25 protein-coding genes and 1 other annotated feature are annotated in these 23335 nt (G+C 44.3%); of the genes, 4 read left to right on the plus strand and 21 right to left on the minus strand.

All coding sequences use genetic code 11. The annotated features are described in order from the left end of the window. Positions 1–10: 10 nt before the first annotated feature. The gene (yqeH, locus tag V8G47_RS12965; protein WP_336200484.1) at positions 11–1111 is read right to left on the minus strand and encodes a ribosome biogenesis GTPase YqeH; all 1101 of its coding nucleotides are present in this window, start codon (positions 1109–1111) and stop codon (positions 11–13) included. Next, the gene (locus V8G47_RS12970; RefSeq protein WP_224519474.1) at positions 1108–1629 is read right to left on the minus strand and encodes a YqeG family HAD IIIA-type phosphatase; all 522 of its coding nucleotides are present in this window, start codon (positions 1627–1629) and stop codon (positions 1108–1110) included. Before V8G47_RS12970 ends, yqeH begins: the two co-directional genes overlap by 4 nt. A 448-nt stretch (positions 1630–2077) precedes the next feature. On the opposite strand from V8G47_RS12970, the gene V8G47_RS12975 reads away from it, so the two are divergent. The 3 genes from V8G47_RS12975 (at position 2078) to sigK (ending at position 4208) form a co-directional block, all read left to right on the plus strand. Beyond that, on the plus strand, positions 2078–2218 hold the full coding sequence (locus tag V8G47_RS12975; protein WP_034757416.1) for a sporulation histidine kinase inhibitor Sda: 141 nt from the start codon (positions 2078–2080) through the stop codon (positions 2216–2218). Positions 2219–2538: 320 nt separating this feature from the next. Next, on the plus strand, positions 2539–3078 hold the full coding sequence (pssA, locus tag V8G47_RS12980) for a CDP-diacylglycerol--serine O-phosphatidyltransferase (RefSeq protein WP_034757414.1): 540 nt from the start codon (positions 2539–2541) through the stop codon (positions 3076–3078). 413 nt (positions 3079–3491) lie between these two features. Further along, positions 3492–4208 (plus strand): RNA polymerase sporulation sigma factor SigK, encoded by a 717-nt coding sequence (gene sigK / locus V8G47_RS12985; protein ID WP_034757411.1) that lies wholly within the window; start codon positions 3492–3494, stop codon positions 4206–4208. A gap of 464 nt (positions 4209–4672) precedes the next feature. Here the strand turns inward: sigK and V8G47_RS12990 are convergent, their stop codons facing one another. The 6 genes from V8G47_RS12990 to V8G47_RS13015 all read right to left on the minus strand — a co-directional run bounded on the left by V8G47_RS12990 (position 4673) and on the right by V8G47_RS13015 (position 9066). Next, a complete protein-coding gene (locus tag V8G47_RS12990; protein ID WP_079531758.1) occupies positions 4673–4813 on the minus strand; it encodes a YrzI family small protein in 141 nt (46 codons plus the stop codon). Between the two features lie 365 nt (positions 4814–5178). Then, on the minus strand, positions 5179–5418 hold the full coding sequence (locus V8G47_RS12995; RefSeq protein ID WP_336200504.1) for a YrhC family protein: 240 nt from the start codon (positions 5416–5418) through the stop codon (positions 5179–5181). Between the two features lie 96 nt (positions 5419–5514). After that, positions 5515–6651, minus strand: coding sequence for a bifunctional cystathionine gamma-lyase/homocysteine desulfhydrase (locus tag V8G47_RS13000; protein WP_336200485.1), 1137 nt, complete (start codon positions 6649–6651; stop codon positions 5515–5517). 2 nt (positions 6652–6653) lie between these two features. Then, positions 6654–7577 carry a PLP-dependent cysteine synthase family protein gene (locus tag V8G47_RS13005; RefSeq protein ID WP_336200486.1) on the minus strand — a complete coding sequence of 308 codons (924 nt, stop codon included), beginning with the start codon at positions 7575–7577 and terminating at the stop codon, positions 6654–6656. A gap of 142 nt (positions 7578–7719) precedes the next feature. Beyond that, the gene (mtnN, locus tag V8G47_RS13010; RefSeq protein WP_336200487.1) at positions 7720–8412 is read right to left on the minus strand and encodes a 5'-methylthioadenosine/S-adenosylhomocysteine nucleosidase; all 693 of its coding nucleotides are present in this window, start codon (positions 8410–8412) and stop codon (positions 7720–7722) included. Between the two features lie 15 nt (positions 8413–8427). Next, complete coding sequence (locus V8G47_RS13015; RefSeq protein ID WP_336200488.1) at positions 8428–9066, minus strand: class I SAM-dependent DNA methyltransferase; 639 nt, start codon at positions 9064–9066, stop codon at positions 8428–8430. Positions 9067–9252: 186 nt separating this feature from the next. On the opposite strand from V8G47_RS13015, the gene V8G47_RS13020 reads away from it, so the two are divergent. Further along, the gene (locus V8G47_RS13020) at positions 9253–9459 is read left to right on the plus strand and encodes a DUF2536 family protein (protein WP_336200489.1); all 207 of its coding nucleotides are present in this window, start codon (positions 9253–9255) and stop codon (positions 9457–9459) included. Between the two features lie 50 nt (positions 9460–9509). Here the strand turns inward: V8G47_RS13020 and V8G47_RS13025 are convergent, their stop codons facing one another. The 13 genes from V8G47_RS13025 to V8G47_RS13085 all read right to left on the minus strand — a co-directional run bounded on the left by V8G47_RS13025 (position 9510) and on the right by V8G47_RS13085 (position 23017). Then, a complete protein-coding gene (locus tag V8G47_RS13025) occupies positions 9510–10223 on the minus strand; it encodes a YrrS family protein (RefSeq protein WP_336200490.1) in 714 nt (237 codons plus the stop codon). 129 nt (positions 10224–10352) lie between these two features. After that, positions 10353–12110 (minus strand): peptidoglycan D,D-transpeptidase FtsI family protein, encoded by a 1758-nt coding sequence (locus tag V8G47_RS13030; protein ID WP_336200491.1) that lies wholly within the window; start codon positions 12108–12110, stop codon positions 10353–10355. Between the two features lie 90 nt (positions 12111–12200). Continuing rightward, a complete protein-coding gene (gene greA, locus V8G47_RS13035) occupies positions 12201–12677 on the minus strand; it encodes a transcription elongation factor GreA (RefSeq protein WP_336200492.1) in 477 nt (158 codons plus the stop codon). A 171-nt stretch (positions 12678–12848) separates the two neighbouring features. Then, positions 12849–13484 (minus strand): uridine kinase, encoded by a 636-nt coding sequence (udk, locus tag V8G47_RS13040; RefSeq protein WP_060670737.1) that lies wholly within the window; start codon positions 13482–13484, stop codon positions 12849–12851. A gap of 5 nt (positions 13485–13489) precedes the next feature. Further along, on the minus strand, positions 13490–14767 hold the full coding sequence (locus tag V8G47_RS13045) for a peptidase U32 family protein (protein WP_336200493.1): 1278 nt from the start codon (positions 14765–14767) through the stop codon (positions 13490–13492). Between the two features lie 33 nt (positions 14768–14800). Continuing rightward, a complete protein-coding gene (locus V8G47_RS13050; RefSeq protein WP_336200494.1) occupies positions 14801–15730 on the minus strand; it encodes a peptidase U32 family protein in 930 nt (309 codons plus the stop codon). Then, entirely contained in the window at positions 15727–16374 is a 648-nt protein-coding gene (locus V8G47_RS13055) for an O-methyltransferase (protein ID WP_336200495.1), read from the minus strand. Before V8G47_RS13055 ends, V8G47_RS13050 begins: the two co-directional genes overlap by 4 nt. A gap of 193 nt (positions 16375–16567) precedes the next feature. Next, on the minus strand, positions 16568–17710 hold the full coding sequence (gene mltG / locus V8G47_RS13060; protein ID WP_336200496.1) for an endolytic transglycosylase MltG: 1143 nt from the start codon (positions 17708–17710) through the stop codon (positions 16568–16570). Between the two features lie 163 nt (positions 17711–17873). Then, positions 17874–18164, minus strand: a complete 291-nt coding sequence (locus tag V8G47_RS13065; protein ID WP_034757367.1) for a DUF1292 domain-containing protein — start codon at positions 18162–18164, stop codon at positions 17874–17876. Between the two features lie 14 nt (positions 18165–18178). After that, positions 18179–18595 (minus strand): Holliday junction resolvase RuvX, encoded by a 417-nt coding sequence (gene ruvX, locus V8G47_RS13070; protein WP_034757364.1) that lies wholly within the window; start codon positions 18593–18595, stop codon positions 18179–18181. Positions 18596–18598: 3 nt separating this feature from the next. Then, on the minus strand, positions 18599–18865 hold the full coding sequence (locus V8G47_RS13075) for an IreB family regulatory phosphoprotein (protein WP_034757362.1): 267 nt from the start codon (positions 18863–18865) through the stop codon (positions 18599–18601). 83 nt (positions 18866–18948) lie between these two features. Next, the gene (gene alaS, locus V8G47_RS13080; RefSeq protein ID WP_336200497.1) at positions 18949–21582 is read right to left on the minus strand and encodes an alanine--tRNA ligase; all 2634 of its coding nucleotides are present in this window, start codon (positions 21580–21582) and stop codon (positions 18949–18951) included. 61 nt (positions 21583–21643) lie between these two features. Further along, positions 21644–21861, minus strand: a binding site (T-box leader). Positions 21862–21919: 58 nt separating this feature from the next. After that, entirely contained in the window at positions 21920–23017 is a 1098-nt protein-coding gene (locus V8G47_RS13085) for an AI-2E family transporter (RefSeq protein ID WP_336200498.1), read from the minus strand. Positions 23018–23335: the final 318 nt, after the last annotated feature.

The raw sequence follows: 23335 nt of genomic DNA on the forward strand, positions 1-23335 counted from the left end.
AGAACCCCTCCTAGATCAGTGATTTTCTTAAGAAGACGCTGACACCTTTCGGGACGTGAGCGGCAATGGTCGCTCCAGCATCATTGACGGTAATCCATCCCAAACCTGAGAAAACGATATCCGTTTTCGCTTCTTTGATCCTGAACTCGTGCCTCACAAGTGGAGGGAACGTATCCATATCGTCTTTTCTTGGTGGCTGCAATAATTCCCCCGCATGATTTTTATAGAGTTCATCCGCCTTTTCAATCTTCGTCCGATGGATGGACAGCTCATTTGAGAAATAGCAGGTAAACGGCTGACGCTCACCCGCCATGAAATCAAAACGGGCCAATCCGCCGAAGAACAACGTTTGTTCCGGATTCAATTGGAACGTCCTTGGCTTGATTTCTTTTTTAGGCGTAATGATTTTCAAATCCTGTTTATCTACGAAATGGGCCATCTGATGATGATTGATGATGCCGGGTGTATCAATCAATGATTCTTCATCATCCAATGGAATTTGAATCATATCCAGAGTCGTACCAGGGAAATGGGAAGTCGTGATGACATCCTGCTCTCCTGAGACATGTTTGATGATGCGGTTAATGAACGTGGATTTCCCTACATTTGTACAGCCAACCACGTAAACATCTTTTCCATTCCGATATTCCTCGATCGCTTCGATCGCTTCTCCGATCCCCTGTCCCTTGGCCGCACTCACCAGTTGAACATCGATCGGTTTCAATCCCAGTTGACTCGCTTCATGCTTCATCCAATGAATCAGCTTGGAATGTTTCACGGACTTAGGCAAGAGATCCACCTTGTTTCCTATCAAAAGGATCGGATTGGACCCTACGAACCTGTGGAGTCCAGGAAGCCAGCTTCCATTAAAGTCAAAGATGTCCACCACTTTGACGATAAGCCCTTCAGAGTCACCAAGCTCATTCAGTATTTTCAGGAAGTCATCATCGGTCAACGGAACATCCTGGACTTCATTATAATGCTTTAATCTGAAACAGCGCTGACAGATGATCTCTTCTTTTTGAAGAGCCGAAGGAGGGGCATAACCCATGCCTTCTTTATTTTCCGTCTGAATTTCAACGCCGCAACCTATACATACAACTTCACTCACTGTTTGTCCTCCCACTCAAGCATGCCTTTGCGCTTGAAAAACTTCATGATTCTGCGTTCTACCTGACGATTGAACTTGGTAAAGAAACCATCCGATTGAGCCACAGGTACGACCAGTATCGTGTGGAATCCACTGCGATTCCCACCCAATACGTCCGTTAATAGCTGATCGCCGATGACAACCGCCTCTTCCTTCTTTACACCCATTTGTTTGATCGCTTTCTTAAAAGCACGTCCCATAGGCTTTCGTGCCTGAAAGATGAATGGCACACCCAAAGGTTCGGCGAATGCCCCCACGCGGTTTTTATTGTTGTTGGATACGATGGTCACAAGGATGCCCTGCTCCTGCATTTCCTTAAACCACTGGATCAATTTCGGGGTGGCGTTTGGCCTGTCCCACTCCACCAACGTGTTATCCAAGTCGGTAATGATGGCCTTGATCCCTTTTTCCTTAAGATGCCCCGGGGTGATAGTAAAAATATCCTGGACCTGTTCATTGGGTAAAAACTGCTTGATCACATGCTACACCTCAAATTTCTTTATCGATTATATGATAAACTGCTTTCGATATATCTTCATTAGATGAACGTTCCACTATAGGGGGGAACGATTTCTATTGTATACCTTTAACCTATAACAGATTAATGATAACCAATTTTACATACAGATTCAAAATAAATCATATATATTCCTGTAATTCCAAACATATTACGATAAAAAATAAATATTTTTCGACAAATTTCCAGCTTTCTTCAACCTTGTGGATAACCTTATTCACATTATACAGAACAATAATAAGCTTTATTTACCAGTTATATACAAGTTAGTCACAACTTATCCACCACGAACTGTGGATAACGGAACGCTTGTTCTGCAAAAAAAATTTTGGTAAAGTTACATTACTACTAAAAAACGTACTTACATTAAGTTTCGAATAAAAAGAAGATGAGTAATGGAGGTGGCATTAATGAGGAAATTATCGGACGAACTGTTGATTGATTCTTATTACAAAGCGTTGGAACTGAAACTCAATACAGAATTCATTCGCCTCATCGAAATGGAAATTCACCGTCGATCTCTTACAAATAAAATAAAAGCTACTTCGTAGAATACTAACATGAAACGGGACGGATTTATATAAAATCCGTCCTCTTTTTTTATGGAATATATGCTCCGAAAGCATTATACTTCAAAATACTGACCTACTGTCTGGTCTAATCCCACACTCAATGTAAAAAACGATTAACTTTAACAGTTTAATAAGTATATAATAAAATATAATTATATACTATATGAATAAGGATCTTTTTTCACTGTATAGTGTTATACCATCAACGTTAACCAGGTGAACAGGTACTCGTTAAGGCATATTTCAGCCGCGAACCTTGTTCAACAGTGAGCAAACTTAAAAGAAGGAGTGAGTGATGATTGTTTCTCTCCGGAGTACTCGATCAAACGTTCAAAAAGCTTAAAACCCAAACAGCCAACCTGATTACCCTTTCAAATTTGTCATTAGGTGGTTTTGCTATTATTTCCGTTCTTCATAACCAATTACATCTAAGCTTGATCCTCATTTTCATCGCTGCCTTGACCGACAGGTTCGATGGATTGGTGGCAAGAAAGTTAAACATCGAGTCGGAATTAGGAAAACAGCTGGATTCCATGAGCGACATCATTTCCTTTGGTGTGGCCCCTGCATTGCTTATGTATACCGCCGTTCTCAGCCAGTTTGACTATCCCGGCATGTTCTTCACCATTTTGTATGTAGCGTGTGGTGCTTACCGTTTGGCCCGCTTCAACATTTCCGAAAATGACGGCTACTTTACCGGTCTTCCCATTACAGCAGCCGGCTGTTTACTGACCTTGAGCTATCTTCTTATTCCATTTGTCTCAAGTGTGCTGATCGTGTGCATGACCATCACACTATCTGTATTGATGGTCAGCCCCTTTACGTTGAAGAAGATGTAAGGTATACAAGAGAGCCCTGTTCACTTGTGAACAGGGCTCTCTTTGTGTATTTATTTCATACCCATCAGGCTAACAACAGTTATAGTTATTGACGTACCACCAGCCACCAAATAGGAAAAGCAAGATTAGCAATACAACGATTAACGCAAAGTAGAATCCCCCGCCGCCATAGCAACCTGGATAGACTGGTCCGTAACAAGGATATCCATAAGGCATGACCATACCTCCTCACTCACTTTTACTATCAGTATATGTACATAGGGAAGGAGCGTATAGGCAGTTTGCATCTTTATTATAGAATTCAACTTGGAAAAAAATGTTCCAATTCCCGATTACTTTCACCGGACATGCAAGGACATCCCCTTATCAACATATGAATGAGTATAGGCTCAAGTCCTCATGGAGGTGGAAATATGTCTGGAGTTCTAACAGCACTGGGTTATTTCTTTAAGGAGTTAATTTTCCTCGTTTCTTACGTTAAGAATAATGCCTTTCCGCAACCATTATCCGCTGCAGATGAACGAAAATATCTAAAGCTGATGGCGGAAGGGGATGAACACGCCCGCAACATGCTCATCGAACATAATCTCAGGTTGGTTGCCCACATCGTCAAGAAATTCGAAAACACAGGCGAAGATCCAGAAGATTTGATTTCCATCGGGACCATCGGATTGATCAAAGCGATCGAAAGTTACTCTGAAGGAAAGGGAACCAAACTTGCCACCTATGCGGCACGATGTATCGAGAATGAAATCCTCATGCACCTCCGTGCCCTGAAGAAAACCAAGAAAGATGTCTCACTCCACGATCCCATCGGCCAGGATAAAGAAGGAAATGAAATCAGCTTGATCGATATCCTGAAATCGGAAAGCGATGATGTCATCGACACGATTCAATTAAGCATGGAACTCGAAAAGGTGAGAAAATATATTTGCGTGCTGGACGAAAGGGAAAAAGAAGTCATCGTCGGCCGGTTCGGGCTGGATTTAAAAGAAGAAAAAACACAAAGGGAAATTGCAAAAGAATTGGGTATTTCGAGAAGCTACGTCTCAAGGATCGAAAAGCGTGCCCTCATGAAAATGTTTCATGAATTTTACCGGGAGGAAAAAGAAAAGCGGAATAAATCCTGATAAAGAAAAGCGGTCCCGGGACCGCTTTTCTTCATTTTCTACTCTACACTGACTTCAGCCGAAATGATCAAACCAATCACAGATGTCAGGATAAGACCCATGATCATTGAAAACATTGTCATCCTCTCCCTCATTGAACTGCATTTCCTACTATTAATGTATCACGAAAAAACGGATATTCCCCTCCCATTCGTGAACAACTCTTTACTAAGTATTGACAGATATGTGACCGAAGACAAAAGGAGGACCCCCGGCCATAGGGGGTCCTCCTTCATTGGTTATTTGAGTTCACGGGTCCTCTTTCTATGGAAGAAAGCGGACCAAATGACAATATTCAAAAACATCTCTCCACCACCTTTTTGTTTCGTTAGGCAGTATCCTTCTCTACCCATAGCGCATTCAGCATTTTCTCCTGTACATAAATCATTTTTCATTCTCCTCTCCATTTGTTGGTTTTATTAGGATTAAAACATTTGAGGCATAGAGTGCTGCTTTGTTTTCGTTTCTTCATAGCTTTTTAAAACCATTTCATGATGAGAAGCTTCTTCAAACGTTTCCTGTTTCTTATTGAAGGTTACCGTTATAAATAAAAGATTCAGTGTCATACAATATCACCCCTTTCAACGTTCCTGCAAGTATGCAGGGCATAGTAAATAGCCACAAAGCGACCGACCCTTGTGGCACAAAAAAGCCACAGGGATCTACATTCTCCCTGTGGCTATTATTGAATAAAATTCAAATTAAGCAGAAAACATCCCACAAGCGGTCGAATGATCAAAACAATATGAAGTTGTGTCTTTTTTTCCAATAAGCACGAACATCTTCTTCGACCTCCCTCTTGTGATTTTTTTCTTACATTGGTTAGTATATCCAATTCTCACGCCAAAGTAAACTCTTTTCTTCATTATTTTTTCTACAAATTTCCACATTAAAAAGCGGGCCCTCCATGAGAACCCGCTTTTTTCATCTATTATTCATCCACTGATTGCAGATCTTTTTTATATTTGATTGCTTTTGTGAAAAAGTATAGTGACAGCCCGAGTAAAACAACGGTCCCTGTCATAAGGGGGATCATTTTGCCGGGTGTAACGGTCACTGTCGGAATGATGACACCTAAATACATAAAGACACTCAGTGCAAGTAATGTAAAACCAAATCGCTTGAAATCGACGACCTTATGTTGAATGGTCTTTTTGCTTGTGTTCTTCATTGCATTCACCTACTTTAGAACTAGTAAACTCTCATTCTATGGTAACATATGATTCCATGCAGCCTACCATGTAATTGATACCAGTTCTGCCAAGGGTTACTTGGAAAGGGCGTTGTCAATATCTTCAATCAAATCCTCCACATCTTCAAGACCGACGGATATCCGGACCAGGCCGTCTGTGATCCCCAGTTCGTTCCGACGCTCTGCCGGAATGGACGCGTGCGTCATGCGAGCCGGTACGGAAATAAGACTTTCCACTGCTCCGAGACTTTCAGCCAACGTGAAATATCTCGTATTGGTCAGAAGACGGTCTGCATTTTCCTCACTGCCTACATCAAAGGAGACCATCCCGCCGAATCCTGATGCCTGCTTCTTGGCGATGGCATGATTCGGATGAGTTTCAAGTCCAGGATAGTAAACTTTGGATACTTTCGGATGAGCCGTAAGGAACTCGACGATTTTCCTGGTGTTCTCTTCATGTTCTTCCATACGCAGCCCCAACGTCTTGATCCCGCGAATCAATAACCATGAGTCCTGCGGCCCAAGGACACCGCCTGTTGAATTCTGTACGAAGAATAATTCTTCAGCCAGTTCTTCTGAATTCACTACAACGAGACCTGCTACAACGTCACTGTGTCCACCGATGTATTTCGTAGCACTGTGAAGGACAATGTCTGCTCCAAGGGCGATCGGGTTCTGCCAGTAAGGTGTACTGAACGTATTATCTACGATTGTCAGCAGATTGTGTTTCTTGGCAAATGAAGCCGCTGCCTCGATATCCGTAATTTTTAGTAGTGGGTTGGTCGGTGTTTCAATATAAACCGCTTTTGTATTCGGCTGGATGGCCTTTTCGATATTGTTTACATCGCTTGTATCTACGAAAGTGGACTCGATGCCGATCCGGTTTAACACCTTCGTCATGACGCGGTATGTTCCACCGTACACATCATCTGTCATCACAATATGATCCCCGCTGTTGAACATCATCATCACTGCGGTGATCGCCGCCATTCCCGAGCCGAATGCAAAGCCTCTTTCCCCGCCCTCGAGATCTTTGATCAGCTCTTCAAGGGCATGGCGTGTAGGATTTCCTGAACGTGAATATTCGAACCCCTTGTGCTTTCCTACTTCATCCTGCTTATACGTACTCACCTGGTATATGGGTGTGGATACGGCACCTGTTTGAGGATCTGTCGGGATACCACCGTGGATTAATTGCGTTTTCTTTTTCATGATTAGATTCCTCCTTGGTATATTTTTTTGCTTAGATATCTCTCACTTGAATCCGGGAAGATGGTGACGATATGGCTACCCGGTTCAGCATTTTCCGCTTCCAGCAGCGCTGCATGCAGGGCTGCTCCGGAAGAACTGCCTACCAGCAGCCCTTCCAACGTTGCAAGTTCCTTTACCCTTATGAAGGCATCCTCGTCAGTGACGGTATGGATACTGTTAAAATAACTCGAATCCATATATCCAGGCAGGAACTCCATTCCGATGCCTTCTGTTTTATGAGGGCCTGATTCTCCCCCATTGAGTATCGATCCTTCAGGCTCAACGATCACTGTTTTAATCGCAGCCTTCATTTCTTTAAGGTAGCGGGCAGTCCCCATAAAGGTCCCGCCAGTCCCTGCGCCGGCGACAAATGTATGGATATTACCGTCCATCTGTTTCCACAGTTCCGGTCCTAATGTTGTGTAATACGTATTCGGGTTGGCTTCGTTCCCAAATTGCTGCGGGGAATACGAGTTAGGGGTCTCCCCCACCAATTCAGCGGCTTTCGCGATAGCACCCTTCATTCCTTCTTCAGTGGGGGTATGGACGATTTCCGCTCCAAGGGCTTTCATCAGTTCCTGTTTCTCCATGCTGAATTTTTCAGGAATACAGAACTTCACTTTATATCCTGAATTGACGGCGGCTAAAGCCAGGCCGATTCCTGTATTGCCTGCCGTTGGTTCAATGAAGGTACCCCCGGGCATGATCTTACCATTCTCCACTGCATCTCTTAACAGCTCAAGCCCCAACCGATCCTTCACACTGCCTCCGGGATTAAAGAATTCAAGCTTCGCGAAGAGGCGGACCCCGTTCTTCAGTGGGAAGTGTGTCAGTTCAACAATCGGTGTATTCCCTATCAGGTCATGTACACTCTTATACACGTCCATTTATTCAATCCCCTTTCAAACAAAAAACTGACCCTTTCACCAAACCGTCTTCATTACCGGTGAATGGACTGTTCGTCTGAACAAGCCTGGTTCACGCGGTTAAAGAAGGGTAGATGCCTGGGTCAGCTGTATTCTCTTTGTATTAAACAGATTTCACGATATTCATAACCATTTTTGCTGAATGGAGTGCAGCCTTTTCCAGGTATTGATCAAAAGACACATCCGATTCCTTGCCGGCGATATCGGAAAGGGAACGGATGATGACAAATGGTACGTGAAATTGATGCGCCACTTGGGCGATTGCTGCCGCTTCCATTTCCACTGCCTGCAAATCCGTGAATTTGTCACGGATCGCATCCACCCTCACTGGATCATTCATGAATGAGTCCCCAGTGGCAATCAATCCTGAAACCACCTGTGCACCTCCGAGTTCCTTCACACTATTGATCGCTGTTTGCTTCAAATTCTCGTCTGCTGTAAAAGCTGCAGGAAGCTGCGGAACCTGGCCGTATTCATAACCAAAAGCGGTTACATCCACATCATGATGTCTTACTTCAGTTGAAATGACTACATCACCGACATTTAGAGAAGGATCGAATCCTCCTGCTGACCCTGTGTTGATGATGCAATCCGGTTTGAAGTGCTGCAATAGTACTGCCGTTGACATTGCTGCATTCACTTTCCCGATTCCTGAACGAAGCAAAATCACTTCTTTGTCATGCATTGAACCGCTTGTATATTCACACCCTGCGATGGTTTCCACTTCCGGGTTTGAAATATTCTCTCTTAATAAGGCTATTTCTTCTTCCATTGCTCCGATGATGGCGATTTTCATTGCTAAAACCTCTTTCTATCGTTTGGTCGCCTCCATGATCCACACAAATGTATTCACTTGCTGAAACTGTACCGAAAACCCATTCTCACGCAAAAGCTCTCTTAACACTTCGAGAGTCGTGTAATATTCCCGTTTTAAATCTTCAGCCAGATTGAAATACTCTTTTTTGATCGCTTGGGATATGGCGGCTTGATGATGCTGATCAGTCTCAAACATTGTATCAGCAAATACTATTTTACCACCTTGTACTAGGAGCTTTCCATAGATGCCGAAAGCTTTTCCCTTTTCTTCATCGGTTAAATGATGAAATGCGTAGGAGCTCACTATGGAATCGGCTTTACCTTCTAAAGAAAAATCCAGAAAGTCACCGTCCCGGAATGTGACACGGTCACCAAGCTTCTGCATTCCAATCGCTCTCATTTCAGGAGAGGGTTCATAGGGAATGACCTCGAGGCCCGCATCCAATAGCTTCTTGGTTAAATTACCTGTACCCGGTCCAAACTCGACCACCTTCCCCATTGAACGGGAAACCACCCCGTCAAGAATCGAATCATAGTGTTCGAATACGGCTCGATATTCCACATCTTTTCCTGTCACTGTATCATCATAAGAATCTGCCCAGTCACCGAACAGATCCAAAAATTCTCTACCCATGGTTCAGCACCTCAGCTGCATTAAGTTTATAATTCCTATAAACATACTATGAATTAATTTTAAAACTGTTATTAAATTATCATATTCTCTTAATGAATTCAAGAATAATTCATTGTAAAAAGGGTGGGTGGACTCTAAAATAGAGGGAGAAGGCCTATCCGGATCAGGCATACAAGGAGGTTCACCATGAATATTTCATTCGATTTAATAGAAGATAAAGTGGAGTTTTTTGAAGCTGACAATCTCAGGACTTTGGAGAAAAAGGTAGACGAACAGATACAGCATAATAAAGCCATCATGCTCTCCGTCCATCATGTGGATCATTTTGTTTCCATCGATGAGAACGGCAGAAGATTATATAGTGCCATGGTTCATTTTAAAGTGAAGAAGTAAGTCATGTAAAAAGGCCCTTCCAAATGTTTGGAAGGGCCTTTTTATTTAAATCAGTCTTTATCATTTTCCTTTAATTCCTGCACTTTCGTCGGCTGCCATCCTTTGCCGTCGACCCATTGCAGATACACCCGGTAAGGGGTTTTGGTATCTTTAGCCGTTACGGTCGCCATGGACTTCTGAGGACCGCCATTCCCTTCCATCCACCAGACGGTCATGTTGTCTGCAGGGATGCCTGTAGCGTAAGAAGTCGCCTTGATTTTTTCCTGCCAGTCGACGGTTCCTTCTTCATAGACGGACACGTGTTCACCTGTCTGCTCGGTGCCGATCGGCTTCCAGTCGGGATGTACCATGGTTTTCACCACATTGGGTTCGTTACTTTCCTCGACTTTCATCTTACTTTGGTCTTCCCCGTCTAATGCAACAGAATCCTGCTCCTCATCAGAGGACTCGTCTTTCTTTTGTTCATCCTCTTTTTTCTTGTCTTCGTCTTTTTTTTCATCGCCCGCTTTATCCTTAGAATCGTCTTTCTCATCCATGGAAACGGAATTGTCTTTTTCTTTCTTCGCCTTATCGCTGTTGTCAGGATCCTTGGTTTCTGAATTCTTCGGGGCATCTGTCGTTGCCTTTTCATCGCCGCCCCCTCCAAATACGATGGTGCCTCCTACCACGACAATTAATAGAAGTACGATTGCAATCATTATGTTTAACAGTTTATTTGTATTCTTTTTAGATCGTTTGTCTAATCGAGATTGGTATTTCGCCATTTTGTTCCCTCCCTATTATCCTAAACATTTTAACATGATAAGAGGAAAAGAATAAAGCGAAACATTATCCATCCCGGGATGATTCAGCTATAAAGGGAAAAAGGTCACAGAACTCAAGGGACATTCCTTCTATTCATGATCAAGCCGGTAGACAGCATCGACGCTGTCTTTGAAGATCGGATAAATTCCTCCTTCGCCTATGGCCACGTCCATGTTGACGGCTACCAGGGCGTATTTGGGATCTTCGAAGGGAAAATAACCTGCGAACCATTTATTATATAATTCGTTTGCCTTCACCCTTTCTCCCCGGTAATTCCCTGTCTGTGCGGTTCCAGTCTTTCCGGCGATGGTAAAGGCGGCGTTTTGCAAATAGGGTGCCGTGCCTTCCGGTGAGTTCACCACACCTCTTAAGTATTGCTGAAGCTTCATGGCCGTGAACGGGGTAATCGTCTCGCCCTCGATCATCTGTTTAGGGAAGGAAAACATGCTGGTCCCATTTTGATACTGTACGGAAGAGACGGCGCTCACCTGAAATTTCTCTCCCCCCCTGGCAATCGTGGCCATCATATTGGCGATGCCAAGCGGGGTGACGCGTACTTCCTGTTGCCCGATACCTGTTTGGGCGACAAGTTTAGGTTCAGCCCGGTCCCTATCGGAGGCGAAGATCCTTCCTTCACTCACCTGAAGCTGTGGAAAGCTTTCGTAATGAAAGACATTGCCTTCCCATGCAATGTCACCGATCAGTCCGATTTTCTCGGCATACTCATCGAGTAGATGGTCATCCTTCTCTGTCAGCTCTTTAGCAAGATCCGCAAATGTACGGTTACAGCTGACGGCTATGCTTGTCTTAATATTAATGTTCCCGTGAGGCTTTTCGGCGGCCCCTCCACGGATATCTTCATCACAAGGGAAAATCCTGCGTTCATCCACCATCCCCTCATCCATGGCTGCAGCTGCGACGACGGTCTTGAACACAGAACCCGGGATCAGCGCTTTCAGCATGAGATTCCCCGCGCCTCCACTGAATGGATCTCGGCTCTTCATGGCTGGTCTTGATACACTGGCGAGTATCTCACTGCTTTCGATATCCAGGAGCAGCAGCCCCCCTTTTTGAATATTGTACGTATCCGCCACTTCTTCCAGTGCCTCTTGCATCCTTCTATCGATCGTCGTTTTCACATTCAAGGGGTAAAAGGGGTTGGCGGGTGCCAGATACTTTACATCCACCCCGAACAATGGACCTCCCCTTGCATCGACATGATAGATCAGTTTCGCTTCCTCTTCTGCAACCAGCCATTCATCAAAGCTCTCCTGAAGTCCCGACACACCGATTTTCTGATTGGCGCCCTTCACTCTGTCGGGGTAGCGTTCGTGGAATACGTCTGTATTTTCCCCCGTGACGCCTATCAGCTGGGAAGCAGGCACTTCGTCGCTTTTATACTTTTTCGTAAGGGCGAACACTCCCTGTATTTCAAGAGAATTAATTTCCTTCATCTGTTCTTCTGAAAGCCTTAAGGGATCTTTCCCACCAAAAACGATCGGGCCTTTCGCTTCCTCCACTTTCGTTCGGATTGTCTCTTTAGGAACATGAAGGATTTCTGCCACTTTATCCACCGGCCAATCCAGTTGTTTAAGAAACGGGAAAAGGACCAGAACATTCTTTTCTGTATAAGTAAGGGGTTCACCGTTCCGATCGAGAAACTCCCCCCTGCCTTCATCGATCACCAATGCTTGCGTCCGTTGTGCGACGCTTTCTTCAAGAAGGTTGATTTTATGTTTGGAATAAGATTCAGTCTGGAATAATTGCAATTGCATCAACCTCCCTGAAAGTCCAGAGAGAGCAAGTAATAAGACGATGCTGAATAACCTGATTCGTTTCCGTTTCATTTTGTCACCTCGTCCCCATTGTTGACGAGTTTAATGCGAATTAATCATAAAAAAAGAAGAGGCTCTCAATTGGAGCCCCTTCCCGGGTGATCAGCTTACTTCTACAATCTTGACGCTCATTTCCCCACCTGGAGTCTGAACATTCACTTTAGCACCCACTTTATGTCCAAGAAGGCTTTTCGCGATTGGTGAATCATTTGAAATCTTTCCTTCAAATGGATCCGCTTCTGCACTACCGACGATTGTGTATGTTTCTTTATCTCCGTCAGGCAGTTCAACGAATGTCACTTTTTTCCCTAATTGTACTGTATCTGAATTCATGTCATCTTCTTGAATGATTTTCGCATTGCGAATCATGTTTTCCAATGTGGAAATACGACCTTCAACGAATGCTTGTTCATCTTTCGCTGCGTCGTACTCAGAGTTCTCGGATAAATCTCCGAAGCTGCGGGCGATTTTGATGCGCTCGACGACTTCTTTACGTTTAACCGTTTTCAAATTCTCCAGTTCTTTTTCTAACTTCTCTTTACCTTCTGCTGTCATAGGAAATACTTTATCTGTACTCATGACCCTCTTCACTCCTTTTCTATCTAAGAGCTTCCCATGCTCTATATGTAAATGTGCTACGTATGTAAAGGGAGGGAATGGAGGGAGAATTTCTTCTCACTCCATTCCCTGCTTCTTTACAATGTGGGAAATGTTAACCTTCGCCTATATGTCTTTATCTATGCTATCGTATTACAAAAATGACTTTTGTTCAAGAATTGTTTGAATTTTTGTTACCATTAAATCGATTGCCACGTGATTATGACCGCCTTCAGGGATGATTACATCGGCATATCGCTTCGTCGGTTCGATGAATTGATTATGCATCGGGCGGACGACCGTAATGTATTGATCGATGACAGAATCGATGGAACGTCCGCGCTCTTTAATGTCGCGAAGCATTCTTCTGATGATCCGAAGATCCGCATCTGTATCTACGTAAAGCTTAATATCCATTAAGTTACGCAATCTTTCATCTTCTAATACTAAGATTCCTTCTAAAATAATCACATCTTTCGGTTCAACGAGGATCGTATCATCCGAGCGGGTGTGCATTTTATAATCATACACCGGCTTATTGACGGGCTGATGATCCAATAGACCGTGCAAATGTTGAATCAACAAATCATTATCAAAGGCTAATGGGTGATCATAATTGGTTTTCAAACGTTCCTCAAATGGTAGATTCGATTGATCTTTGTAATAATAATCCTGCTGCAGCATTAAAATCGAATGACCTTGGAATTGCTCATAAATGGCTTTGGTGACGCTTGTCTTCCCAGAGCCGGATCCTCCTGCTACACCGATCACAACGGGTTTCTGCTTCATAAGTGTTAGATGTTCTCCTTTCGCATCATGTTATGGGGATAAACCCTCTGATGCACCTTGAATTTCACAATTTGTAACGGGTGGCGGGCAACGTCAAGCTCATTTCCGCGCTCATCCCACATCTTTTCGATTACCTGCGTAAAATTGGAGATTTCAGGACCGAAAAACTCTACTTCCTGTCCGGCTCTAAAATGGTTCCGTTGCTGCAAGGTGACGATTTGGGTTTCTTCGTCGTAGTCCAATACGAGTCCGACAAATTCATAATTTGTATTCTTCTTGTTGTGAACTCCGAACATCTGCTCCTTGAATCCGGGCACCCCTTCAAAAAACGCGGGGGCAGTTTCACGATTCGCGCACTTCTCAAGCTCCTCGAGCCATTCCTTCTGAATCTTGAAGTTATCAGGGTCTTTACAATATTCATCGATCACTTTGCGGTACACACTTACGACAGTGGCCACATAGTGAATGGACTTCATCCGCCCTTCGATCTTCAAACTGTCGATCCCCAATTCGATCATTCCAGGGATGGATTCGACAAGCTTCAAGTCTTTCGGACTCATGGCGAAAGGTGCGTCTTCTTTATCATAAAGGGGGTTTTCACCGTCTTCATTCAATTCATATAAATCATAGTCCCAGCGGCATGACTGACAGCAGCCGCCGCGATTTGAATCTCTCGCGGTCATATGGTTGCTTAATGTACAACGACCGGAGTAGGCAATGCACATCGCTCCGTGAATGAAGGTCTCAATCTCTATATCCACTTTCTCTTTCATTTCCTGGATTTCTTTGCCGCTCGCTTCACGGGCAAGCACCACCCGGTCCAGTCCTTCTTCTTTCCAGAATTGGACGGCTTTCCAGTTTGAAAGGGACTGCTGTGTACTTAAGTGCACCTCTACATTCGGTGCCACCCTTCTGCATGTTTCAATGATAAGGGGGTCTGCGACGATGATCCCCGCTACTCCGGCTTCCGACAGTCCACGAAGATAATCTTCAAGACCATCCATGTTCTCATTATGGGCATAGATATTCGTGGTTACATAGATCTTTGCACCATATTTCCGAGCGAACTCCACGCCTTCTTTCATATCTTCAAAGGTGAAATTACCTGCATTTGATCGCAGTCCATATTCCTGCCCGCCGATATAGACGGCATCTGCACCATAATGGACAGCAATCTTCAATTTTTCCAGATTACCGGCAGGAGCCAGTAATTCAGGTTTCTTCACAATGACACGCTTCCCATCCACAACCTTTGAGATCGGTTTTTTCACAACCGTGGTCATCATAACTCCTCCGTTCTGATCAGTCTATCATTCTTAATACACGGTTTCTTTAAAGAAGAAACCTGTATCCAACGGACGATTATCCGGCTGCAGGCTTTTCGCTTCTTCCAGAAATTCGTCTTTCTCTTCCTCATATCGATCTTCGTCTTCTGCACATAAATCAATGGCCTTACGATACAGTTTCGTCACTTCCAGGATATATTCAGAAGACTTCATCACGCCATCGATCTTGAAGGAGTCGACACCTGCTTCCATCATTTCACCAAGCTCATCGATGATGCACATATCATTCGGGCTCATGATGTGTGTGCCGTTCCCATCTTCAAAGATAGGATATTTGTTGTGACGCTCCTCATCGTGAAGAAACATATTGCGTTGTTCTTTCCGGTTTTCGATTTCCATCACTTTACCTTGATATTCAAAATAATTCCCGAGCAATGAGCGTTTGGATTGAAACATGCAGGTCATTCCATGCACCTGAACCTCTATTTCAACCTCTGCATTTTCTTTCATTTCTATGATGCTATCCATGCTTAATTCGCGGGCGAGTACTGCACGCTTCGCACCTTTTCTGCCCCAATAATTACAGGTGTACCAATTGGTGGCCGTCGTTTCCGTATTCCAGTGAAGCTTCATCTCCGGCGCCACCTCACGTGCAGCCATCAATACGGCGGGATCACCGAAGACAATGGCATCCGCCCCTTGATCTTTAAGAAATACAATATAGTCATCGAGTTCAGCGATTTTATCGTTATGAAAGAGGGCATTCATCGCGACAAATACTTTCTTATCGTGTTTGTGGGCGACGTAGATGGCTTCCCCCACATCTTCCCTGGAGAACTCCCCGGCAAGCCTCAGGCCGTAACGCTCTTCCCCGATCATGAAGGCATCGGCACCTGCAGATGCCAATGGTTCAATATCGGATACACAGGCAGGGGTTACAAGAAGTTCCGGCTTTTTCATCGTTGTTCACCTCTTTTTTTACTGATGGCGATTCCGTCACCGACAGGTAAAATACTTGTATCAAATTCTTCATGATTCATTAGCCATGCGTTATAATTCTGCAGCTTCTTGACCATATTCCGAATTCTTTTCTGTTCGACGTGTTCTTCTGCAACCAGTCCTTTGAATAAGACATTATCCGAGTAAACGACGCCGCTTTCTGACAGCATGCCGGAATATAGTTCAAAGAATTTAAGGTACTGCCCTTTGGCAGCATCGATAAAAATGGCATCATATGGTCCATGCTTTTCCACTTCTTCGGCAAGCTCCAATGCATCACCGAACAGGGTGACGACCCTTTTTCCATCTTCAGAACGGGAAAGGAACCCCTGTGCTGCTTCGAATCTTTCTTCATCCCGCTCAATGGTAACGACCGTCGCCTCTGGAAGTGCCCCTGCCATGCGGAGTGCCGAATATCCGATGGCCGTCCCGATTTCAAGGATCACTTTCGGCTGCTGGATCCGTAACATTCCAAGGAGCGCTTCGATTCCAACCAGTTCCATAATGGGAACATGATGAACCACTGCAAATTGCTCCATCTCGGCAATTATGGCCGGACGTCCTTTCACGATTGATTCTATATAGCCAATCACTTGTTCGTTCATATATAAGCCTCACGATCATGTTCATAAATGGTGCCCGTGTAACGCTTCTTTCTTAACATGAAAAGAAGAAAGCTACAATGAGCTTTCTACTTCACACGTTCATCAAGATAACGCCCGGATATAAAAAATAACTTGTACTATTTTACCACACAGAGAAGAGGAAAGCGAATGTTTCTTTCCTCTTCTCACAGTGCTATTCTTCTTTATTGGTAATATATTTTGCTTTTTTCTCGTTATGTTCATCCAGTGTTTCAGAATAGTATACCGAGCCGTTGGAAGCAGCCAGGAAATAATAATACTCTGTATCCTCAGGCTGCAGGGCGGCTTCGATCGAAGACAAGCCCGCATTCGCAATCGGTCCAGGCGGTAATCCCTTCACTTGGTACGTATTATAAGGCGATTCCACTTTAAGATCTTTATAAACGGTTTTGTCTTTATGCTTTCCTAATGCATATAAGACCGTCGGATCTGTCTGAAGGGGCATACCTTCTTCCATACGATTATAGAACACACTTGAAATTTTTCCTCTGTCCGCTTTCTCCGTCGCTTCTTCCTCGATCAGGGAAGAAAGGGTGAGAAGCTCATGAGGTGTATACTCATTTGCTGCCATGGCTTCCTGGTATTGAGCCAATACTTCATTCGTTTGCGCGATCATCTTCTTTAAGATCGTGTCTAAAGATGGCTTCTTTTCATAGAAAGGGTACGTCGCAGGATAAAGATATCCTTCCAGCGGTCGTTTGATTTCTTTCTTGAAGATTTCGTCTGTAATCAATTCCGGATATTCCTCTTTTAATTGCTCGAGCCATTTCTTATCGTTTAATTTCTTTTCAATCTCATCTTTTTTATAAGAGGACTTTTCAGCGATGATCTCTGCGATCTGGTCCAATTGAAGTCCCTCTGGAATGGTAATCTTGAATTCTGCTTTCCTCATGACCTTACCAGTCTTCAAGCTGTTGACGATTTCATTCAAGGTCATGGAAGGCGTCAAATCATAAGAACCTGCCTGGAATCCTGCTTCGTTATTGAATTTCACGTAATACTTAAAGACTGTTGAATTCTTAACGATCCCTTTGTCCTCAAGGATTTTCCCTATACTCGATATCCCGGAGCCAATGGGGATGTCCACTTTCACCGTTTTCGTATTATCAGGGTCAACCGGTTTCAGGGCTGAATTCACATAAAGGTAGCCTCCAATGGCCGTTCCCCCTATGATAATGACAAGACAAAGAATGACAAGTCCTACTACTTTTCTAATGACTTTGGCCTCCTCTTGCCTTTCAAGCAATTTCTTCATAAGTGTCTCTTTTATCTTTTTCTTTTCTTCCAACGCTTTCATTTCCCCCCTTCGAGCAAAAAAGCGGGCTATCCGTCATGCGCAATTCGACATCACCTCCACTATTATACAATATTTTGCACAAAGTGAAACAGGGACCTGCAAAAAGGGTGAATTATTTGTCCCTTTTTGCGGTCCCTGTTTCATATAGTCCTATGACGACGGCTTATTCAGCGTCTTCTTCTTCATCAAGGAAAGTGTTTAACATTTCTTCGATCATGTCCCACTCTTCTTCTGTTTCAATCGGCTTTAATTCGCCTTCCTGACCTTCGTCACCAGGCATGAATGCAGATGCATGAATTTCGATTTCTTCTTCGTCGTTCTCATCTGCCCCAAGTGGATAGTAAAGGACATACGATTTATTGAATTTATCTGATTCAAATGTGAAAAGGACCTCGCATAACTGCTCATTTCCTTGTTCGTCAACTACTGTAATTTGCTTTTCTCCGTGTTCCATGAACATTCACCTCATTATTTTTGGCTGTCAAGATATCCTTGAAGGATCATCATCGCAGCCATTTTGTCGATCACTTTCTTACGTTTCTTCCTGCTGACGTCAGCTTCTAACAGCACTCGTTCAGCAGCCATTGTGCTCAGCCTTTCATCCCAATATTTAATGGGAAGGGATAACTCCTGTTGAATCAATTCTCCATAAGCTTTAGACGCTTCCCCACGTGGACCGATCGTGTTATTCATGTTTTTAGGCATTCCAACCACAACGGTATCCACCTGGTATTCATCGGCAAGTTCCTTGATTCGATCCATCCGGAACACACCTTGATCTTCGTCGATCTTAATCGTTTCAATTCCCTGAGCTGTCCAGCCAAGCTCATCGCTGATAGCGACTCCGACTGTTTTAGAGCCAACGTCTAAACCCATTACACGCATCTATTATCCCTCTTTGTGTTGTTTCAAATACGATTTGACTAATTCTTCGATGATCTCATCTCGTTCTAAACGGCGGATGATATTTCTGGCATCTTGATGTCTGGGAATGTAAGCCGGGTCTCCAGATAATAAGTATCCTACGATTTGATTGATCGGGTTGTACCCTTTTTCCTGCAGAGCATCATGAACCTGTAAGAGCACTTCCTTCACGTCATGTTCGAACGGCTCCTCTGAAAAATCAAACCGCATCGTTTTGTCAAAAGAACTCATTTTTAGCACCTCTCTTTAGGCTTGTCTTTTTGACAACCGAATTGTTAATCGTTACCTACATTGTACACCACTTTCACACGGAGTTAAATGGATTTGACCCATTCTTCTACAAATTGAAGGGCTTCTTCGACTTTTTCCGGATTTTTACCGCCTGCCTGGGCCATGTCCGGACGGCCGCCGCCGCCTCCACCACAGCGTGATGCTACTTCTTTCACCAATTTCCCGGCATGATATCCTTTTTCGACTAAGTCATCCGTAACTCCTGCAATGATGGTCACTTTATCATCACCAGTTGTTGCCAGTACGATCACCCCGGATGAAAGCTTCTGCTTAAGATCATCCATCATCGTGCGCAGTCCGTTGCTGTCTCCCGCTGCCACTTTTGCAGACAGGACATTTACACCATCAATGACCTTCACTTGATCCGTTAAGCTGCCTGCTTCTATGTTAGACAACTTTGCAGATAATGATTCATTTTCCCTTTGAAGCTCTTTCATCTCACCTAATAATGAGTCTACCCGATTGACTACTTCTTTCGGATTGGATTTCAGTTTTGCTGCAACCTCTTTCAGTTGGGACACCTGATCATTCAATACTTTATACGCATTTTCTGCCGTAACGGCTTCGATCCGTCTGGTACCGGCCCCGATCCCGCTTTCAGAGAGGATCTTGAACAAGCCGATCTCGGATGTATTGGATACATGACAGCCTCCGCAAAGCTCCAGGCTGTAGTCTCCAATCGATACCACACGTACTTCTGAACCATATTTCTCACCGAATAACGCCATGGCACCCATCTTTTTAGCTTCCGTTAGAGATTTCAGGGCCGTGTTCACCGCCATCGCCTTCCAAACCTTCTCATTGACGATGGTTTCGATCCGTTCCATTTCTTCTGGTGATACAGATCCGAAATGGGAGAAATCAAAGCGCAGACGATCCGGTTCAACAAGGGAACCTGCCTGATTTACGTGATCCCCAAGAACGTCTTTCAAAGCCTGATGAAGAATGTGGGTCGCTGTATGGTTTTTCTCCACTTTTGTTCTGGATTCTCTGGAAACCCTGGCAATGACCTCGGCACCCTGCTTCAATGTCCCCTCTTCTACAACTGCCGTGTGAAGGTTTTGTCCATTAGGTGCTTTTTTGACCGTTTTGACGTATACTTTCACGCCTTCCGCTTCGATATACCCCTTATCCCCGATCTGTCCACCACTCTCTGCATAGAAAGGCGTCTCGTTGAGGATGAACTGGCATTCCTGACCTTTACCGACCTGAGGCTGACGTTCATTGTCCACCAATAATTCAAGGACTGTCGAATTGCTTTCGAGTGTGTCATATCCGACAAAGCGGCTTTCCACTGTTATATCACTCAGGACTCCACCTTGCACCTGCATGCTTCCTACATCCTGGCGGGCAGATCTCGCTCTTTCACGCTGACCTTCCATCTCTCTCTCAAAACCTTCATGATCAACCGTCAATCCTTCTTCTTCTGCGTACTCTTCCGTTAATTCAACAGGGAAACCATACGTGTCATAAAGGCGGAAGACATCTTCACCAGGGATCACGTTACTTCCGGAAGATTTTTGTACCTTGACGATGGAAGAAAGGATAGCCAGTCCTTCATTCAGAGTCTCATGGAAGCGGTCCTCTTCATTTTTTACCACTTTTTGGATGAATTCTGCTTTTTGTTTCACTTCCGGATAGAAGTCAACCATGATTTCAGAAACGACAGGAACCAATTCATACATGAATGGGCGGTTGATTTCGATCTTTTTTGCAAAGCGGACAGCGCGGCGAAGAAGTCTTCTTAAGACATACCCGCGGCCTTCATTGGAAGGAAGGGCCCCGTCACCAATCGCAAAGGAAACCGTCCTGATATGATCGGCGATCACTTTGAATGCGACGTCCGTATCATCATCCTTACCATAAGATTGCCCTGAGATTTTTTCCGTTTCAGCTATGATCGGCATAAATAAATCTGTGTCAAAGTTCGTTGGCACTTCCTGAACGACACATGCCATCCGCTCAAGGCCCATACCAGTATCAATGTTCTTCTTAGGAAGCGGTGTGTACGTTCCATCAGGATTGTGATTGAATTGTGAGAACACAAGATTCCACACTTCAAGGTAACGATCATTTTCCCCGCCTGGATATAATTCGGGATCTTCCGGGTTGTCTCCATATTTTGGCCCTCGATCATAGAAGATTTCTGTATTCGGACCACTTGGACCTTCGCCGATATCCCAGAAGTTCCCTTCAATACGGATGATGCGCTCAGCAGGTACGCCAACTTTTTGGTTCCAGATGTCAAATGCTTCGTGATCCTCCGGGTGGATCGTGACAGATAGCTTTTCCGGATCGAATCCGACCCATTTTGCATCCGTCAGGAACTCCCAAGCCCATTCAATCGCTTCCACTTTAAAATAATCCCCTATGGAGAAATTTCCCAGCATTTCGAAAAACGTATGATGACGGGCTGTTTTCCCTACATTCTCGATGTCGTTCGTACGGATCGATTTTTGGGCATTCACGATTCTCGGATTTTGAGGGATCACACGTCCATCAAAATATTTCTTTAATGTCGCTACTCCACTATTGATCCATAATAGGGACGGATCTTCATGTGGAACGAGTGATGCACTCGGTTCTACTACGTGTCCTTTTTCCTGAAAGAAATCTAAAAACTTCTGACGAATTTCTGCGCCTGTTAATTTGTTCATATCAAGCTTCCTCCTTTATATGTATGGTTAAAAAAGAATACAAAAAAGCCCTCATCCCTAAAACAGGGACGAGAGCTGTTTCTCGCGGTACCACCCTGGTTATGAATAAACGCGATGGCGTTCATTCATCCCTCAATACACCTTAACGCGGCCGGACGGCAGGCTTTACCTGCACTCAGGATTAGCATTCCGTTATCCTTCATCTGGAATCCCTTGCAGCCTGGGGGATTTCTCTCTGGAAGATGGACTATAACGTACTCGGTCCTTCATTGCTTTCATTTTATGCGAATACTTGTATATGTTGGATTATAGAAATATTCATGGTATTTGTCAATGATCATTCCCATTTTTCAGTATTGTCATTCTTCATCGTATGAAGAAAATGGGTCCTGCCGTGTAAAATAGCCACCTTTATGACCGCAAGAAACGGCACCGCCACGATCATTCCGATCACTCCTCCCACCTCGCCCCCGAGGATCAATGCCCCCATGATGAAGAGAGGATGCATATGGAGGCTTTTCCCGACGATGAGGGGGGATAGGATGTTCCCTTCCAGGAACTGCAGGACCACGACAAGGATGACCACATAAATCACCATATTCGTGGAAATCGTACTTGCCACGATGGCGGCCGGTACCGCCCCGATGATCGGACCGAAATAAGGGATCACATTCGTCACCCCAATGATCAAACCGAGAATGAGGGGGTATTTCATACCGATCAGCCAAAGGGTGGCGGCAGAAATACCACCGATGATCAAACAAACCAAGAGCTGTCCCCTGATATAACCACCGAGGGATTCATCCACGTCATGTGAAAATGATATCGCACTCTGCCTCCATTTTTTCGGCGTGAGCTGCCACATGAACGCCTTTACCTTTGTAATATCCTTCAATAAATAAAAGGATACGAAGGGAATGATGGCCACGATGAGCAGACTGTTCATAAACTTCATGACGGTTGCCAGGACCAAAGCAACAAGCCCCGTCACCCAAGCTTCAAGTCCGTCTATTCTCTTTTCAAGCTGTGACTGGATCCCGTCCGGCCATGTGGAAGTCTCGCTCTGCACAACCTTCAGCCAGCCCTGGTACTGCTCTGTGAAAACCGGCGCGTTCTCCGATAAATCCTTCAGCTGATGAATGATGGCCGGGGTCCCTTTATAGATGGCGTAGCCCAATCCACCAAAGAAGAGGAGGTAAATGAGCAGTATGGCGATCCCCCTGTGAATGCCGGCTTCATGCAGCTTCTCCACTACCGGATGAAGCAGGTAGGCAATGAAGCCGCCTATGAAGAAAGGGAGCAGGGAAAAGAATAAGACCTCTAATACTGGATGCCATACAGGCTTCAATAAATAGAGAACATATAGAAATAATGCAAGAATGAGGGCCATTGAAAGCCTGTATATCCATTTTGTATAGGGGCTTCTTTCCACCATCCACACCTCCTTCTTTTCTCTTCTAGTGTTTGAAGATAAGAGGTGGTTTTATTCATGGGGTTTGTAATATGAGTGTCTCAGGATGAGTGACACAAACATTTTTGGATGAATAGTGGTTAGATTTGGTCGAAACGATTGAGTTTATGACCGTTGGAGAGGATAAATTGGATTGGTTTCTATCTATTTTTGGCATTTGTGGGGTGGTCTCTATTTAGCCCCCTAACTCATTTGGACACCATAATCTAAAAATAATAAGATAGATGTATCAAAGGAGGAGTCCAAATGAGTACACGAAAAGGACCGATGGAAGATGTGAAA

The organism is Rossellomorea sp. LJF3, from assembly GCF_037046045.1.
Classification (GTDB): Bacteria; Bacillota; Bacilli; order Bacillales; family Bacillaceae_B; genus Rossellomorea.

What these genes read in the sequence shown, in the direction of transcription:
- greA (WP_336200492.1), bottom strand. Translation starts at nt 12,677, where the DNA reads ATGAGTACAGATAAAGTATTTCCTATGACAGCAGAAGGTAAAGAGAAG.
- mltG (WP_336200496.1), bottom strand. Translation starts at nt 17,710, where the DNA reads ATGAAAGCGTTGGAAGAAAAGAAAAAGATAAAAGAGACACTTATGAAG.
- V8G47_RS13015 (WP_336200488.1), bottom strand. Translation starts at nt 9,066, where the DNA reads ATGGGTAGAGAATTTTTGGATCTGTTCGGTGACTGGGCAGATTCTTAT.
- V8G47_RS12990 (WP_079531758.1), bottom strand. Translation starts at nt 4,813, where the DNA reads ATGACACTGAATCTTTTATTTATAACGGTAACCTTCAATAAGAAACAG.
- V8G47_RS13005 (WP_336200486.1), bottom strand. Translation starts at nt 7,577, where the DNA reads ATGGACGTGTATAAGAGTGTACATGACCTGATAGGGAATACACCGATT.
- mtnN (WP_336200487.1), bottom strand. Translation starts at nt 8,412, where the DNA reads ATGAAAATCGCCATCATCGGAGCAATGGAAGAAGAAATAGCCTTATTA.
- V8G47_RS13075 (WP_034757362.1), bottom strand. Translation starts at nt 18,865, where the DNA reads ATGAGTTCTTTTGACAAAACGATGCGGTTTGATTTTTCAGAGGAGCCG.
- V8G47_RS13055 (WP_336200495.1), bottom strand. Translation starts at nt 16,374, where the DNA reads ATGAACGAACAAGTGATTGGCTATATAGAATCAATCGTGAAAGGACGT.
- V8G47_RS12995 (WP_336200504.1), bottom strand. Translation starts at nt 5,418, where the DNA reads ATGAAGAACACAAGCAAAAAGACCATTCAACATAAGGTCGTCGATTTC.
- V8G47_RS13065 (WP_034757367.1), bottom strand. Translation starts at nt 18,164, where the DNA reads ATGGAACACGGAGAAAAGCAAATTACAGTAGTTGACGAACAAGGAAAT.
- V8G47_RS13020 (WP_336200489.1), top strand. Translation starts at nt 9,253, where the DNA reads ATGAATATTTCATTCGATTTAATAGAAGATAAAGTGGAGTTTTTTGAA.
- sigK (WP_034757411.1), top strand. Translation starts at nt 3,492, where the DNA reads ATGTCTGGAGTTCTAACAGCACTGGGTTATTTCTTTAAGGAGTTAATT.
- V8G47_RS13025 (WP_336200490.1), bottom strand. Translation starts at nt 10,223, where the DNA reads ATGGCGAAATACCAATCTCGATTAGACAAACGATCTAAAAAGAATACA.
- V8G47_RS13085 (WP_336200498.1), bottom strand. Translation starts at nt 23,017, where the DNA reads ATGGTGGAAAGAAGCCCCTATACAAAATGGATATACAGGCTTTCAATG.
- udk (WP_060670737.1), bottom strand. Translation starts at nt 13,484, where the DNA reads ATGAAGCAGAAACCCGTTGTGATCGGTGTAGCAGGAGGATCCGGCTCT.
- alaS (WP_336200497.1), bottom strand. Translation starts at nt 21,582, where the DNA reads ATGAACAAATTAACAGGCGCAGAAATTCGTCAGAAGTTTTTAGATTTC.
- V8G47_RS12975 (WP_034757416.1), top strand. Translation starts at nt 2,078, where the DNA reads ATGAGGAAATTATCGGACGAACTGTTGATTGATTCTTATTACAAAGCG.
- V8G47_RS13030 (WP_336200491.1), bottom strand. Translation starts at nt 12,110, where the DNA reads ATGAAACGGAAACGAATCAGGTTATTCAGCATCGTCTTATTACTTGCT.
- V8G47_RS13045 (WP_336200493.1), bottom strand. Translation starts at nt 14,767, where the DNA reads ATGACCACGGTTGTGAAAAAACCGATCTCAAAGGTTGTGGATGGGAAG.
- V8G47_RS13000 (WP_336200485.1), bottom strand. Translation starts at nt 6,651, where the DNA reads ATGAAAAAGAAAACGCAATTAATCCACGGTGGTATCCCGACAGATCCT.
- ruvX (WP_034757364.1), bottom strand. Translation starts at nt 18,595, where the DNA reads ATGCGTGTAATGGGTTTAGACGTTGGCTCTAAAACAGTCGGAGTCGCT.
- V8G47_RS13050 (WP_336200494.1), bottom strand. Translation starts at nt 15,730, where the DNA reads ATGAAAAAGCCGGAACTTCTTGTAACCCCTGCCTGTGTATCCGATATT.